Consider the following 13,915-nt stretch of genomic DNA (forward strand, 5'->3'; position numbering starts at 1 on the left):
GACGCGGGGACCGCCGGACGAGGAGGACGGTCCCGGGGCCGCGTCAGGCGGCCGGCACGGTCTACTCCTCCTCGTCCGCGGCCCGTTCGAGCGCCCGACGGACCCGTCGGGCGCGCTTGCGGTCCTCGACCGAGGCTTCGGTGATGTCGAGGAAGATCTGGTCGACCACCGGCCACCGCGCTCCCATCGCCGACTTGATCCGCTCGCTGACCTCCTCGACCTCCTCGCTGTCCAGCCCGCCGACCAGGTCCACCCGGACGGCGACCAGCGCGGACTCCGTGCCCATCCGCATCGTCAGCAGCGCGGCCACGGCGTCGATCTCGGGCTGCTCGTCGAGGAAGCGGTGGATCTCGCGCTGCAGGCCCGGGTCGAGCGCCTCCCCGATCAACTGCTCCCGCGTCGCCCGGCCCAGCTGGTAGGCCACGTAGACCAGCAGGGCGCCGATGAGCATCGAGGCGCACGCTTCGTAGACGATGTCCCCGGTGACCATGTGCAGGCCCACCCCCACCATGGCCAGCAGCACCCCGAGGCAGGCTGTGCTGTCCTCGGCGAGCACGGTGCGCAGGGCGGGGTCCTTCCCGCTGCGCGCCTCGCGGAGCAGACCACGGCCCGCCCGCCGCGCCTGGCCCCGTACCTGGAGCACGGCCTTGGCCAGCGAGGCGCTCTCGGCCGCCAGGGCGAAGACCAGCACCCCGAGGGCGACGAGGTAGCCGGTCCGGTCCTCCGAACCGCGCGATCTGAGGGCCTCCACGCCCTGGAAGAAGGAGAAGCAGCCGCCCATCACGAAGATCCCGACGGCCGCCAGCAGCGACCAGAAGTACCGCTCCTTGCCGTAACCGAAGGGGTGTTCCCGATCGGCGGCACGCCTGCTGCGTTTGAGTGAGGCCAGGAGGAAGACCTCGTTGAAGCCGTCGGCGACGGAGTGCGCGGCCTCGGAGAGCAGCGCGGGGGAGCCCGAGAGGATGCCGGCGAAGGCCTTGGCGACGGCGATGACGAGATTCGCGGCGAGCGCTACCAGCACCGTCCGGCGTGTGGTCCGGTCCTCGCCCCTGCCGGCCCACCGGCCGCCAGGCCGGGGCGGGGGATCTGCTCCGCCCGGCGGCCCTTCGCGACCGCTCGTCTCCTCTGCCGCGGGTCGCTGGTACCTGCGGGAACCGGCCATCGGCACCCCTCACCGTCTCAGAGTTCCGCCCCGGAGCCGGCGCGTGCCCGGGGCTGACGCACCCTCATGGCGCTGTCGGCCACCGGCGCGTCGCGCTGCCAGCGGCCCGCCGGCGCCTCGCGGGTGCGCACAGCGGACGCCGCCCGCCGTCCGAGGCTCCGGCACGGGCCCCGGACGGCGGGCTTCCCGATCCCGGCGGCGCTGGCGCTGCCGGGCGGGGCCTCGGGGATCAGTCGCAGTTCAGCTCCTTGCCGGTCACCGCGGCACCCGAGACGCTGCTCCGGTCGTACACCACCGGGGTGACCTTGCCCGAGCCGCCCCGGACGGTGACCTGGAAGACCTGGCCGTGGCCCTCGACCGGGCGCACCCGGGCGTTCGGGAGCGCTGTGGTCAGCGTCGACAGGTAGCGCTCCCAGTACGGGTCGTAGACGATCTCGGTCTGCCCGGCGTCCGGATCACGAAGGCTCCGGTCGGCCTCGGGCGCCCGGGAGTCGTCGACGACGGTGAAGCCGTTCTCCCGCAGCCCGTCCGCCACTCGGCTGGCACCGGTGTCCCCCCGCCACCCGGCCACGCGGACCTGCACGCTGCTCGGCTCCATCTCGGCCGGCTTGGGACGGCCCGGGCGGGTCCGCTCGTCGGGGGTGAGGGGCCGGTCCCGCCGCAGTTTGTCGAAGAGTTCGGCGGCTCGGTCCTCGTCCCACAGCAGGGAGGAACCCCACTTCGGGTCCCGGTGGTCGAAGTCGGCGATGGGCACCGTGGCGAACTCGGTGTGCTCCGCGGACAGGTGACGCAGCGATCTGCCGAGCGCCACCAGCCGGGCCGGGGTGAGGCCCTTGTCCGTGCGGACCGAGGTCAGCAGTTCCCTGGCGGTGCCGATCGCGGACACGGGGTGCTCCAGCGCCTCGCGGATGGAGAGCTTGCTCATCAACTCGGAGACGAGGCGCTGCTGGCGGCGGACCCTCCCGAGGTCACCGGGCGGGTTGAGGTGGCGGGCCCGGACGTACTGGAGCGCCTGGCGGCCGTCCACCCGGTGGGTTCCGGCGGCGAGGTCGAGCCCGGAGTTGTCGTCCTTCAGCGGCTCCGGGGAGCAGACCGTGCCGCCGCCGAGCCGGTCCACGGTGTCGACGAAGCCGCTGAAGTCGGTCTCCAGGTAATGGTCGATACGGAGGCCGGTCGCCTGTTCGACGGTGGCCACGGTGAGCGCCGGCCCGCCGTGGTCATAGGCTCCGTTGATCTTTCCCGAGTGCCGGGTCACCGCGCTGCTGGTGTCGGAGCCGGTCTCGGCACGGCCGTCCAGGTCGGAGTGGGGGGCGAAGGGCAGGTAGGAGTCGCGGGGAATGCTGACCACGCTGACCCTTCGGCGGTCCTCGGAGATGTGGGCGAGCATCATCACATCGGTGCAGTTGCACTCGGCGCCCCCGACGTGAAGACGCTTCTTCTCCTCTGCGGAAAGGTTCCTGCGCTGGTCGAGGCCGACCAGGAGCAGGTTGACGCCGGGACCGGCCTTGGGGCGGTCCTTCAGCCCCTTGAAGGGGTCGAGGGTGTCCGCCCCCCCTGCCTCCGTGACGGCCCAGACCGACCCTCCGGAGGCCAGCGCCGCGCAGACGGCGGCGGCGACGGTGATGCGCCGCAGCGGCGGGAACCTGCGGCGCGGGGCGGCGGGCGGTTGAGGACCGGCGGATCCGGAACGGGAAACGGCGGGAGTACGGGACACGGTGCACCTCCGCGGAACAGGACTGACGGTGCAGGGATCCGCCCGCTGCGGAGCGTCTCCGGCGCCGTTGGCCGCGAGGCGGCCGGAGCTCCCCGGAAGCGGGCTTGCCAGGGCTTCCGGCCGTTGCGGCGGCGAAGGCTCCAGCGGTGGCCGGGGCCTGCGGAGCAGATGCGGCGGCGGGGCGGACCCTGCCTGAAAGGGCACCAGCACGTTAGCTCCGGCGCGGGGTCCGCAGGTGCCCCCGCGCCGCCCGGCGCCCCATCGCCACCCGGACGGACCGGAGCCCCGGGCCCGGCGCCCCGTCGCGTACGGTGTTGCTCCACAGAACCGCCACCACCCGTTTCCGCGCCGCGCAGCCGGGCCGCGGTCGGGCTTCGGGGGCGCGATGCAGGAGTGAGGGGGCACAGCCATATGGTCGTGGTCGATTCGAGCCGGACGAGCACTGCCGAGGCCCGTCGTGTGACCGCCGAGTTCCTCTCCACGTTCCGCGCCTGGGTGGACATCGAGGCGGTGGTGCTGGTGGTCTCCGAGCTGGTGGCGAACGCGGCCCAGCACACGGCAGGCTGGTGGCGGCTGTGCCTCTGGGTGAACCGCGAGCGGCTGGTGGTGGACGTGGAGGACCTGAGCAGGACCGCTCCCGTCCCGCGCCGCGAACCGGACCTCTCGGGCGCCGGAGGGCTGGGTCTCCTCATGGTCGAGCGGCTGGCCGGAGGGGTGGAGGTCCTGCCGCGGCCGGACGGCAAGACGGTGCGCGCCACCTGGTCCCTCTCCGGACCGGGCGCGCTCTGATCGCTCGGGAGAGGCCCGTCCGTCACCCGGCGGCGCGTCGGGCCGCCAGTCGGCCGCGGGCGGGCGAACATCGTCGGCAGGAACCCAACTCCGCCACAGAAGGGACCATCGTGGCCACCACACGCACCGCGCACACGGTCTGGACCGGCGATCTGCCGCAGGGAAAGGGGACCGTCTCCTTCGACTCCTCCGGCATCGCCGACCAGCCGGTGTCCTGGCCGGCCCGCGCCGAGAAGGCCGGCGGGAAGACCAGCCCCGAGGAACTGATCGCGGCAGCCCACTCCAGCTGCTTCGCGATGGCGCTCTCCAACGGTCTCTCACAGGCCGGCACGCCTCCGGAGCGGCTGGAGACGCAGGCCGAGGTGACCCTGCAGCCGGGCACCGGTATCACCGGGATCGCGCTGAGTGTGCGGGGCCAGGTGCCCGGCATCGACGAGGAGGCCTTCCTCCGCGCCGCCGAGGAGGCCAAGGCGAACTGCCCAGTGAGCCAGGCACTGGCATCCACCACCATCACCCTCACCGCCGCGCTCGACTGAGGGTGACCGGGACCGGGGGACGCCCCCCGCGCCGACCGCACCGGGGGCTCCGGCCCGCCGCAGCGGGCCGGAGCGGTCCGGCGCGGGCGTCTCAGAGGTGGACGTCGTGGCGGGCGAGGTAGCTGACCGGATCGACGTCGGAGCCGTAGCCGGCGGCCCGCCGCACCTCGAAGTGGAGATGCGGACCGCTGCTGTTACCGGTGTTCCCGGAGTATCCGATGAGTTCGCCCCCGCTGACCCGGTCGCCCTGGGTGGAGGTGACCTTCGACAGATGCGCGAACAGCGTGTGGTGGCCGTCCTTCATTCGCACGATCACCATGTGGCCGTAGTCACCACCCCAGCCCGCGAAGGTGACCGTGCCGGCGCCGACCGACCGGACCGGTGTGCCGTCGGGTACGGCGAGGTCGATTCCGGTGTGGTGGCCGGCGATCCAGCTGCCCGGTACTCCGTAGGGTGTCGACACCCAGAACGACGAGACGGGCTGGGCCCAGCCTCTCGCCGGACTCCGCCGGGCCGGGGCCGGCGCCCCGTGGCCGACCGCGGCGGCCGCCTTAACCGGCCGGTCGGAACGGTGTCCCCGCCACGGGCCGTCCACCCCCGTGCCCCCGTGGTGGTGATGCCCCCCGCCGGTATGGAGTTGCACCTCGGCGTCCCTACCCCGACTCAGCTCCCAGACATCCGGTTCCCGGGCGTGTTCCGTCCCCCAGACGGTGCCCGCGGCGAGCAGCACACAGGCCATGCCCAGGGCGCTGCCGCACATCATCTTGGAGACTCGACGCGCCCCGGGTGCCTCTCCTGACGTGAGGGTCGCTGTCCGTGCACCGTTTATCGAGACCGGGCTCATGGGATCTCCCTTTCTGCTCAGCGATATCGATCCGTCACACCGGAACCGGCGGCCCCGGATGGGTGGGGCACCCGTTCGGCCCGCACCGCCCAGGCAGCGGGCCGGCGGAGCGTCCGCGGTCGGCATCGGCGTCCGTCTCCTTCGGCGCCGAAGGAGACGGACGTGGCGGAGGGGACACCGTCCCCGCCCGGCCCCGCGCCGGCCCCGCGCCGGGGCCGGGGGTGGATCCGCTGCGCACCGACGGGCCGCGAGGGTGTGGTGGGCGATCACCTCGCGCATCCGCCCGCCTCCGGACCTCCGGGGTCTGCCGGGCACCGGGGTGACGCCCCGGGGTGGTCGGCGACCTGGCGAGCCCCGGCTCGACGAACGGGGGCCGGCGCGGCCGCAGTCGCCGAGAACAAGTGCCGCGTGCAGCGCATGGCGGTGCTCCTGGGCGGGAGGCGGGGCGTCTCCCCGCTGCGTCTCCGTGCCTTCCGCCACCCATGCAAACCCGACACCCCGTCAAGCGCGCAGCGCCACGACCCGCGCCGGATCCAGCGAACGGAGCATCAGCCGGTCCACCGAATGCCACGATCGCGCAGGTCGGCAGCCGTACCGAAGTCGGCACGGTTTTTCCGCGCGGACCGCCTCCATCGGGTGAGCGTTGCGCCGTCCGGTACCAAGGGCCGTCCCGCACCCCCGGCGGGGCCCGCGACGACAGCCTCGACACCTCGGCCGCGCCCTGACGCTCAGCGGCCCCGGAACAGCCCTTAGGGTGCGGTCGGTGGACACCGAATACCTGCCCCTCGCCCCCGCCGACGGCGACTCGCTGGCCGACTTCCTGGTCGGAGGCTCATGGCCGTTCCACGGCGCCCCCACGCCGGATCGCGACACCATCCGGCAGCGGGTCCTCGAGGGCCACTACGACGGTGCCGGGAGCCGCACCTACTGGATCGTGGAGAGCGGCGAGAGGGTCGGCCTGGTCCGTCTGTTCGACCTGGCAGACGTATCCGACGGCGGAACACCGCTGTTCGACCTGAGGATCGCCCCCGCCCGACGAGGGCGAGGCCTCGGGCGCCGGGCGCTGACCTGGCTCACGCGGCATCTCTTCACCGAGTTCCCGGATCTCCGGCGCATCGAGGGCACCACCCGCCAGGACAACCACCCGATGCGCCGGGTCCTCCGGTCCTGCGGCTATGTCAAGGAAGCCCACCATCGGGAGGCCTGGCCCGGTGCACAGGGGCAGGTCCACGATGCCGTCGGGTACGCGATCACGCGCCGCGACTGGCTCTCCGGCACGGTGACGCCGCCCGACTGGGACGACGAGGAATCTTCTGCCGGGGCGTCAGGAGCGCGGTAGTTGGCGGCGACGATCACTGACGGGGAATCACCTGGACCAGCCGGCTGAATATCCCGACTAATCACCCTTTTGGATCTTTCTCCGGGGAAGACTTGCTGTGACGATCGAGGGACTCGTGGTGACCTCCCCCAGCAACCAGGAGAGACCTCATGATCCTGACCATCTCGGGCGTCGTCCTGCTCGGCATCATCGTCTTCCTCTTCTTCCGGAAGGACGGTCTCAAGGCCTCCCACGCCGCCGTCTGCGCCCTCTTCGGCTTCTACCTCGCGGGTACGGCTCTCGCCCCGAGCATCAAGGCAGGTGGGGCGAGCCTCGCCAGTCTCCTGGGGAACCTCCAGTTCTAGGCAGGAGGCCCCGTGGCCCGGCGCCCCCTCCCCCGCATCCTCACCTCCGCCGCCCCCAGCGGCCGCGGTCGCGCGATCGTCCGGACGGCCGGTGACGGCGCCGGCGACGTGCTCCACCCACTGCTCGTGATCAGCCGCGGTCTGCGCCGCCTGGCCAGCGCCGGGCGGCGCGGCTGGTCGGCACTCCCCCGCCAGCGGCGCGGCCCCGCGGTCCTGCTCGGCGCGGGGTGCCTACTGGCTGTCGCCCTGCTTCCGCACGGTCCCCAACTGGCCTTCGCCGCGCTGATGCTGACCGCCGCCTGGGCCGGTCGGGAGGGGCCTCGGAGCGAACCGGGGCGGGCGGGGGAGGAGAGCGAACGGCTCGCCGCGCTCTACGAAGCGCTCATCCCCTCGTTCTCCGCCCCCGAGGATCCCGATCCGCTCTACGCCCACGGCGGTGACTGGCGAGCCGCCCTGACACCCCACTCCTTCGACGAGGACGGGCGGCCCACCAGGCTGGAACTGCGCTACCCCGCGTACTTCCCCGACGGCGAGCCGACCGCCCGCGGGAGGATCGAACACCTGCTCAGCGCCAAGTGCGGACGGGGCCGGGAGTACCTGTTCGACTGGGACGAGGAAGGAAACCGCCTCACCGTCAGCGTGCTCCCGCCCTTGGCCGGCGACATCTGCGCCCAGCGGTTCGTCACCGCTCCGGGCGAGACGGTGCTCGGGTTCACGGATCCGGCCGGGGCGGAGCGGAGCATCCCGGTGGTCGACCCCGAACACGGCACCGAGCGCCAGGCCTTCCCTGTCCTGTGGCGCACCGGACCCCGCCCCGCCGAGCCCCATCTGGCCGTCCTGGGCCGACCGGGCAGCGGCACCAGCACCCTGCTGCGCTCCGTAGCCCTGCAGGCACTGGTCCACGGGGACGTGCTGGTGGTGGACGGCGGGGGCCACGGTGACCACGCCTGCCTGGCCGGCCGGCTGGGAGTGGCGGCCGTCGTGTGCGACCTCGACGGAGCCCTGAGCTGGCTGGAGTGGGCGGCGCGGGAGACCGAGCGGCGGTTGCGGTCAGCACACCGGGCACACCGCCTCGGCCACCCCCGCAAGGACGCCGGCCGACCTCTGTGGATCCTCCTCGACCGGCCCGCGCTCCTCGGCCACCTCGCCGAGGCCCAGGGCCGGACCGACCCGCGCCGGTTGCTGGACACGCCGTTGCGGCACGGCCGGGCCGCGAACGTGACCGTGGTCGTCGCGGACCGGCTGGAGACCGCGGCCAACGGAGCGGGCGGCGGCTGGGGGGCCTCCACGGACCAGCGGCAGGAGAGCCTCCTGGGGCATTGCGGGACCCGGGTGGTGCTCGGTCCGGTATCGGCCGCCCGACTGGAGGAGGCGCTCGGGGTGCCTCCGCACACCACACCGCCCGCCCACGTCCCGCCGGGCCGCGGCTACGTCCGGTCGGGGTACGGTCCCGTGCAGCGCCTCCAGGTGCCCGCCACACCCGACCCGTACGACCAGGACAGCGCTCCGGCGCGGCGGCGAGCGGTCCTCGCCCTGCTTCCCGAGCGCGCCCGTGACGATGGCGTCGCGGCGGGCGCCGAGGGCTGAACCCGCCGGATCAGGCGGCGAGACCGCCCGGGCCGTGGACGGGTCCGGCCGCCCCCGCGACCGCCCGGCTGGCCGCCGCCAGCCGGGCCACCGCCGTCTCGGCGAGCATGCCGTCCACCGTGAACGGCATGCGCACGAAGCCCTCGAAGGCTCCGTCCACACCGAACCTGGGGCCGGACGGGACCCGCACCCCCAGCGGCACCCCCGCCTCGGCGATCCGGGAGCCGGAGAGTCCGCCGGTGCGGACCCAGAGCGTGAGACCGCCGTGCGGCACGGTGAACTCCCAGTCGGGCAGTTGGCGGCGGAGAGCGCCGACCAGCGCGTCGCGGTTCCCCCTCGCCTGGGCTCGGCGGTCCTCCAGCGCCGCCGACCAACCGCCGTTCCGCAGCAGCCAGATCAGCGCCAGCTGTTCCAGCACCGGTGATCCGAGGTCGGTGTAGGCCCGGGCGGCGACCAAGGCCCGGATGACCTCGGGGGTGGCGCGCACCCAGCCGATCCGCATGCCCGTCCAGAAGGCCTTGCTCGCCGACCCCACGGTGATCACGGTGCTGCCGGCGGGGTCGAAGGCCGAGACCGGCGGCGGCATCTCGGTCTCCGGGTCCAACCGCAACTCCGCCATGGTCTCGTCCACGACGAGCAGGGTGCCCGCGGACCGGGCGGCCGCCACCAGCCGGCGGCGCTGCTCCTCGGGCACCAGCGAGCCGGTCGGGTTGTGGAAGTCGGCCACCACGTAGGCCATCCGCGGCGCGGCCTCCCTGAGCACCTGGCGCCAGGTCGGGAGGTCCCACCCGGGCGGATCGCCGCCCGCGGCGACGGGCACCAGTCGGGCTCCGGCCTCCCGCATCAGCTGCAGGACGTTGGCGTAGGAGGGTGACTCGACGGCCACCCGCTCCCCCCTGCCGACGAACAGGTGGCAGATCGCCGCGACCGCGCCCATGGCTCCGGTGGTGACCATGATCTGCTCGGGCATGGTGGGGATGCCACCGGCCGTGTACCGGTCGGCCAGCAGCCGGCGCAGCTCGGGCAGGCCGGCCGGGAAGTCACCGTGGGTCCGGGCGTAGGGGGGCAACTCCTCGAGCGCTCCCTGCACGGACCGGGTCAGCCAGGGCTCGGGCGCCGGCAGCGCCGCGGACCCCAGGTCGATCATGCTGCCGGCGGTGTCCGGGGGCAGCGGGTCCAACCCCCGGGTGGGGAGCGGGCGTCCGGCCGGGAGCGTGGTCCAGCTACCGGCCCCGCGGCGCGACTCCAGCAGCCCCTCGGCGCGAAGCGCTTCGTAGGCGGAGGCGACGGTGGTGCGGCTGAGCGCCAGGGTGGCAGCCAGCTCGCGCTCGGCGGGGAGCCGCGCCGCGACCGGTACGCGTCCTTCGAGGACGAGCAGCCGCACACCGTCGGCGAGCGCGCGATAGGCCGAAACCCGTCGGCCACCGGCCGCCGTGCCGTTCGCGTACGCCTTCTGCGACCGCAGCAGCCTGGCGAGCTGCTCGGCGCCCACCACTGAGGTCCACTCACCCATCTGTCGCGGTCCACCTCTCGGGAACTGGCCGGGGGAAGCCGTCGATTCCAGGCCATATGGTGTCACGGTTCCGGGCGCCGCTCAGTCCACCCCGAGCCGCCCGAGGCGGCTCGCAGCATCGGCTACCGGCCGCCCGCGCGCCGCTGACCTGCCCGCCGTAGCCCGGAAGCCGGTCGGGGCCGCCGGCGGATGGCACGGCCGGGCCGAGGGAGGTGGCACGCCCGCCCCGGAAGGGATTAGAGCCGGGAGGGAAAGGGCGGTAGTGTACGCCCTCGGCCTGCCGAGCACCCCGTCACCGACCGGAATGACGGGCGAACACTAGGTGACTCCGCATCTCAGGATGTGACAAACCGGGCGCCGGTGGGTACAACAGGGGGCGGCACGACAGGCCACGACGGGCGACGCATGTTCCGAAACGGGAATCTTCACCGCCGACCGGACGTTGAACGGATGACGACGACAGCGACACCTGTCCTGTGGGCGAGAAGCCCGGGAGGCACGATTCATGAGTGAGCGAGCTCTCCGCGGCACGCGACTCGTGGTGACCAGCTACGAGACCGACCGCGGCATCGATCTGGCCCCGCGCCAGGCGGTGGAGTACGCATGCCCGAACGGCCATCGATTCGAGATGCCGTTCTCGGTAGAGGCGGAAATCCCTCCGGAGTGGGAGTGCAAGGCTTGCGGGGGCCAGGCACTTCTGGTGGACGGAGACGGCCCCGAGGAGAAGAAGGCCAAGCCCGCACGCACGCACTGGGACATGCTCATGGAGCGGCGTACCAGGGAGGAACTGGAGGAGGTGCTGGCCGAGCGGCTGGCGGTCCTGCGGTCCGGTGCGATGAACATCGCCGTGCACCCGCGCGACAACCGCAAGTCCGCCTGACGGCGGTCGTCGCCGACGATCGGCTCGCCGAGCGCGATCTGCGGGGCACCGACGCCGGGCGCACTGACGGATAACAGTGCACGACACAGCACAACGACAGAGCGCCTCGGGACCGGATATTCGGTTCCGAGGCGTTCTGTTCCTCTCTGTTCTCTCCCTTCCTCGCCCGTCCCGGGCGACTGCGCTGTCCGCCGGGAGCGGGTGGGCAGCACAGTGGGCGGGCGGCACAGTGGGCGGACAGCGCAATTGGACGGACAACTCCGCTTCCACCGTCCGGTCGGGGCTGCCGCCCGTCGGGAGGGGCGGAACGGGGCAGTCTTCGACCCTCCGGTCAGTGATCAGCCGTCCCGGGGCGGCTCGTCACCCTGCTCGCCGCGGTGCTCGTCCGGCCTTCCGGGGCGTTCGTCCTTTCCTTCGGGCCGCTCGCCGTCCCGGACGACCTCGCCCCGCACGATCTTGCCGTCCGGACGCTGCGTCCACGCCCGCTGGTACGCCTCACCGAGGCCCCCGGGCTGGGACTGACCGATCCTCCGAGCCAGGGTGCGCTCCGCCGTACGGCGGATCACCGCCCGAGTCGGCGGGAAGAGGCAGAGCAGTCCGGCGACGTCGGACAGCAGCCCCGGCATCATCAGCAGCATTCCGCCCAGCATGGGCAGCGTGTTCCCGCCCCCCGTGCTCCGGCCCGCCGTGCTGCCGGCTCCCGGCTGCTCTCCGGGGTGCTGGACCTGGCGCAGGTTCTCGCCGAAGCGCTGCCAGGCGCGTCGGCCGGCCCGCTTGATCACGTAGGCACCGAGGATCACGCCCGCGATCAGCAGGAGGCAGACGGTGAGCCCGCCGGCGGCCTCGGCGACCAGGATCAGCAGCCAGATTTCCAGCACGATCCAGGCGGCCACGCCCAGGGGTACGAAGCTTCGCCGACGTGAGCGTCCCGGGCGGGAGGGCGGACGTTGCTGTGGAGTACCGGTCGTCATAGTCCAAGTGTGCCTGCGCTCCCCCCTCGAACGGGAGCGCCGACGGCGTCGGTTCGCGGTTCACCCCCCGGGGCGATGGGCGACTCGCCGCTGGCCGCCGCACTGATGACGTACCGGCGCGACGCTGGCGTGGATCCCGGCTTCCGGGCCGGGCAGCCCCTACGCTCGCAGGGACGCGCGGCGACGGAGGTGTCCGGAATGGCCGGGCTGTTGGAAGTGCTGGTGTGGTGGACCCTGCTGACCGGGCTCTGGCTGGTGCTCATCTCCAGGGTGGAGCCCCTGGAGATCGTCGTGGGCGGCTCGGTGGCGCTGCTCTGCTCCGTGGCTGCGCGGGCCGCGCGACGGGCGGTGACGCACCGGTGAGCCCTTCCGACGGTTGGCTGGTCGCCGCCCTGGCGGGGCTGTTGGCGCTGCTCCCGGTGTTGTGGCGGATGGCCGTGGCCGCGCCGAGGGAGCGCCTGGTCGCCCAGAACCTCACCACCCTGCTGGGGGGTCTCGTCCTCCTCCTCGCCGGCCAGGGGTTCCAGAGGCCCGCGTACACCGACCTGGCGCTGCTGCTCGCCGTGCTGGGACCGGCCGGCACACTGGTCTACTCACGCTTCCTCGGCGGACTGCCCCGCTCGGCCCTGGTCTCCCGGGTGGCCTGGTCGGCGGTACCGGCGACGCTGCTCGCCCTGGGGTTCGCCACCGGGCCGGGACGGGCCCTGGTGAAGTTGCTGCTGATCGGCGGGTTGCTGATCGCCGGCAGTGTGGTGACCAGCACCGGGACGCGAGCCGCGGTGTCCGCCCAACGGGGCAGCCGAGGCGGGGTGGGGGCGGCAGGCGGTGGATGACGTCCTCATCACCCTGGCGCTGGTGATGGTCGCCGGCACGGCCACGGCCGCCGTCCTCAACCGCGATCCGGTCAGGCAGGCGCTGGTGCTCTCCTCCCTCGGCCTCTCCCTGGCGCTGCTGTTCACCTTCCTCCAGGCCCCGGACGTGGCCCTGTCCCAGTTGGCCGTCGGCTCGGCGGTGACTCCTCTGATGATCCTGCTGACGGTACGGAAGGTGCGGCTGGCGCCTCGGGGAGGCCGTGGTCGGGACACCGGCGCGTCCGGTCCGCCGGACGGGCAGGTGCACGGCCGGGGCGAGGCGGAGTGAGCCGGCGGGGGAGGCTCCGGCTCTTTCTCGCCGGAGCCGCCGTGTTCGCGGTCGTCTTCGTGCTGGGCAGCTTCGCGCTGCCGCCCTTCGGCGGGGAACACCACCCCTACGGAGACCGGTCGGTCGCCGCCGCGCTCCGGCAGCACACGGCCAACGCCATCGCCTCCGTCAACTTCGACCAGCGCGCCCTGGACACGTTGGGTGAGCAGTCGATCCTCTTCTCCGCCGTCCTCGGGACGGTGGTCCTGCTACGGCAGACACGTGACGAACGGCGTACGCCCCCGGAACCGGCCCGGGTCTCCCGTCGGATCAGGTGGTTCGGGGCGCTGATGCTGCCGCTCACACTGGTCGTCGGCCTGTACATCGTGGCGCACGGCCATCTCTCCCCCGGCGGCGGTTTCCAGGGCGGGATCGTGGTGGCGACCGCCCTGCACCTGTTGTACGTGGCCGTGGACTACCGGGCGCTCGAGCACATCCGGCCACTCGGGCTGTACCGGCTGGGGGACGCCCTCGGTGAGGCCGGCTATGTGATCACCGGGTTGGCCGCGATGGCGGGCGGTGCGGCGTTCCTGACGAACGCTCTGCCGCTGGGCACCTTCAACACCCTCGCCTCGGGCGGTTCGGTCGTCGTGCTCAACACCGCGGTCGGCATGGAGGTCGCCTGCGGGATCGTGGTCCTGCTGGCGGGATTCCTGGACCAGGCGGTGGAGATCGAGGACGGGGACGGGGCACTCCGGGGAACGGAGCGGCCTTGACCGTCTTCCCCTACCTGGTCGCAGGTTGGATCTTCCTGGTCGGCGTGTACGGGATGGTGTCCAGCCGGAACCTCATCCACGCGGTGGGCTGTCTCGCCGTCACCCAGTCGTCGACCTATGTCCTGCTGCTCGCCGTGGGGTTCCGGAGCGGCGGCACGGCACCGGTGTTCTCCGACGTCCCGACCGACCGGCGGGTGGTCGATCCGGTCGTGCAGGCGCTGGCCCTCACCGACATCGTGGTCGGTGCGACCGTGACCGCCCTCCTGCTCTCCCTCGTCCTGCAACTGCGGAAACGCCACGGAACCATCGACCCCGACGAGTTGTCGGAACTGAAGGGCTGA

The 13,915-nt window shown here is 73.0% G+C and carries 16 protein-coding genes; 11 read left to right on the top strand and 5 right to left on the bottom strand.

Annotation, left to right across the window (positions count from 1 at the left end):
* Positions 1–61: 61 nt before the first annotated feature.
* Both BGP73_RS19100 and BGP73_RS19105 read right to left on the bottom strand, forming a co-directional pair.
* Entirely contained in the window at positions 62–1,162 is a 1,101-nt protein-coding gene (locus BGP73_RS19100; RefSeq protein ID WP_079127678.1) for a cation diffusion facilitator family transporter, read from the bottom strand.
* Between the two features lie 229 nt (positions 1,163–1,391).
* Complete coding sequence (locus tag BGP73_RS19105) at positions 1,392–2,876, bottom strand: LCP family protein (protein WP_170837887.1); 1,485 nt, start codon at positions 2,874–2,876, stop codon at positions 1,392–1,394.
* A 411-nt stretch (positions 2,877–3,287) separates the two neighbouring features.
* On the opposite strand from BGP73_RS19105, the gene BGP73_RS19110 reads away from it, so the two are divergent.
* Together BGP73_RS19110 and BGP73_RS19115 are read left to right on the top strand one after the other, a co-directional pair.
* Positions 3,288–3,665, top strand: a complete 378-nt coding sequence (locus tag BGP73_RS19110; RefSeq protein WP_069816554.1) for an ATP-binding protein — start codon at positions 3,288–3,290, stop codon at positions 3,663–3,665.
* Between the two features lie 110 nt (positions 3,666–3,775).
* Complete coding sequence (locus BGP73_RS19115; RefSeq protein WP_069816555.1) at positions 3,776–4,201, top strand: OsmC family protein; 426 nt, start codon at positions 3,776–3,778, stop codon at positions 4,199–4,201.
* A 91-nt stretch (positions 4,202–4,292) separates the two neighbouring features.
* On the opposite strand, the gene BGP73_RS23675 is transcribed toward BGP73_RS19115, so the two are convergent.
* Positions 4,293–4,664 carry a M23 family metallopeptidase gene (locus BGP73_RS23675; protein ID WP_244501266.1) on the bottom strand — a complete coding sequence of 124 codons (372 nt, stop codon included), beginning with the start codon at positions 4,662–4,664 and terminating at the stop codon, positions 4,293–4,295.
* A gap of 1,144 nt (positions 4,665–5,808) precedes the next feature.
* Between BGP73_RS23675 and BGP73_RS19125 the strand changes: the two genes are divergently transcribed.
* From BGP73_RS19125 to BGP73_RS19135, 3 genes are all read left to right on the top strand, one after another.
* The gene (locus tag BGP73_RS19125; RefSeq protein WP_069816657.1) at positions 5,809–6,384 is read left to right on the top strand and encodes a GNAT family N-acetyltransferase; all 576 of its coding nucleotides are present in this window, start codon (positions 5,809–5,811) and stop codon (positions 6,382–6,384) included.
* Positions 6,385–6,533: 149 nt separating this feature from the next.
* Positions 6,534–6,728 carry a hypothetical protein gene (locus BGP73_RS19130; protein WP_069816559.1) on the top strand — a complete coding sequence of 65 codons (195 nt, stop codon included), beginning with the start codon at positions 6,534–6,536 and terminating at the stop codon, positions 6,726–6,728.
* 12 nt (positions 6,729–6,740) lie between these two features.
* Positions 6,741–8,315 carry a hypothetical protein gene (locus tag BGP73_RS19135; protein WP_069816561.1) on the top strand — a complete coding sequence of 525 codons (1,575 nt, stop codon included), beginning with the start codon at positions 6,741–6,743 and terminating at the stop codon, positions 8,313–8,315.
* A 10-nt stretch (positions 8,316–8,325) separates the two neighbouring features.
* On the opposite strand, the gene BGP73_RS19140 is transcribed toward BGP73_RS19135, so the two are convergent.
* On the bottom strand, positions 8,326–9,828 hold the full coding sequence (locus BGP73_RS19140) for an SCO1417 family MocR-like transcription factor (RefSeq protein ID WP_069816563.1): 1,503 nt from the start codon (positions 9,826–9,828) through the stop codon (positions 8,326–8,328).
* Positions 9,829–10,333: 505 nt separating this feature from the next.
* Here BGP73_RS19140 and BGP73_RS19145 point away from each other — a divergent pair.
* Positions 10,334–10,708 (top strand): RNA polymerase-binding protein RbpA, encoded by a 375-nt coding sequence (locus tag BGP73_RS19145; protein ID WP_069816565.1) that lies wholly within the window; start codon positions 10,334–10,336, stop codon positions 10,706–10,708.
* A 338-nt stretch (positions 10,709–11,046) separates the two neighbouring features.
* Here the strand turns inward: BGP73_RS19145 and fxsA are convergent, their stop codons facing one another.
* The gene (fxsA, locus tag BGP73_RS19150) at positions 11,047–11,679 is read right to left on the bottom strand and encodes an FxsA family membrane protein (protein WP_069816568.1); all 633 of its coding nucleotides are present in this window, start codon (positions 11,677–11,679) and stop codon (positions 11,047–11,049) included.
* 198 nt (positions 11,680–11,877) lie between these two features.
* Here fxsA and BGP73_RS23195 point away from each other — a divergent pair, with 198 nt between their 5' ends.
* Genes BGP73_RS23195 through BGP73_RS19175 form a run of 5 tightly spaced genes read left to right on the top strand, consistent with a single transcriptional unit; the run spans position 11,878 to position 13,915 of the window.
* The gene (locus BGP73_RS23195; RefSeq protein WP_170837888.1) at positions 11,878–12,042 is read left to right on the top strand and encodes a hypothetical protein; all 165 of its coding nucleotides are present in this window, start codon (positions 11,878–11,880) and stop codon (positions 12,040–12,042) included.
* Entirely contained in the window at positions 12,039–12,512 is a 474-nt protein-coding gene (locus BGP73_RS19160; protein ID WP_069816572.1) for a monovalent cation/H+ antiporter complex subunit F, read from the top strand. Before BGP73_RS23195 ends, BGP73_RS19160 begins: the two co-directional genes overlap by 4 nt.
* Positions 12,505–12,819 (top strand): Na(+)/H(+) antiporter subunit B, encoded by a 315-nt coding sequence (locus tag BGP73_RS19165; RefSeq protein WP_069816574.1) that lies wholly within the window; start codon positions 12,505–12,507, stop codon positions 12,817–12,819. Before BGP73_RS19160 ends, BGP73_RS19165 begins: the two co-directional genes overlap by 8 nt.
* Entirely contained in the window at positions 12,816–13,574 is a 759-nt protein-coding gene (locus BGP73_RS19170) for an MnhB domain-containing protein (protein WP_069816576.1), read from the top strand. Before BGP73_RS19165 ends, BGP73_RS19170 begins: the two co-directional genes overlap by 4 nt.
* Positions 13,571–13,915 (top strand): sodium:proton antiporter, encoded by a 345-nt coding sequence (locus BGP73_RS19175; protein ID WP_069816578.1) that lies wholly within the window; start codon positions 13,571–13,573, stop codon positions 13,913–13,915. Before BGP73_RS19170 ends, BGP73_RS19175 begins: the two co-directional genes overlap by 4 nt.

Source organism: Streptomyces sp. TP-A0874 (genome assembly GCF_001748085.1).
GTDB lineage: Bacteria > Actinomycetota > Actinomycetes > Streptomycetales > Streptomycetaceae > Streptomyces.

What these genes read in the sequence shown, in the direction of transcription:
- BGP73_RS19100 (WP_079127678.1), bottom strand. Translation starts at nt 1,162, where the DNA reads ATGGCCGGTTCCCGCAGGTACCAGCGACCCGCGGCAGAGGAGACGAGC.
- BGP73_RS19110 (WP_069816554.1), top strand. Translation starts at nt 3,288, where the DNA reads ATGGTCGTGGTCGATTCGAGCCGGACGAGCACTGCCGAGGCCCGTCGT.
- BGP73_RS19130 (WP_069816559.1), top strand. Translation starts at nt 6,534, where the DNA reads ATGATCCTGACCATCTCGGGCGTCGTCCTGCTCGGCATCATCGTCTTC.
- BGP73_RS19140 (WP_069816563.1), bottom strand. Translation starts at nt 9,828, where the DNA reads ATGGGTGAGTGGACCTCAGTGGTGGGCGCCGAGCAGCTCGCCAGGCTG.
- BGP73_RS19145 (WP_069816565.1), top strand. Translation starts at nt 10,334, where the DNA reads ATGAGTGAGCGAGCTCTCCGCGGCACGCGACTCGTGGTGACCAGCTAC.
- fxsA (WP_069816568.1), bottom strand. Translation starts at nt 11,679, where the DNA reads ATGACGACCGGTACTCCACAGCAACGTCCGCCCTCCCGCCCGGGACGC.
- BGP73_RS23195 (WP_170837888.1), top strand. Translation starts at nt 11,878, where the DNA reads ATGGCCGGGCTGTTGGAAGTGCTGGTGTGGTGGACCCTGCTGACCGGG.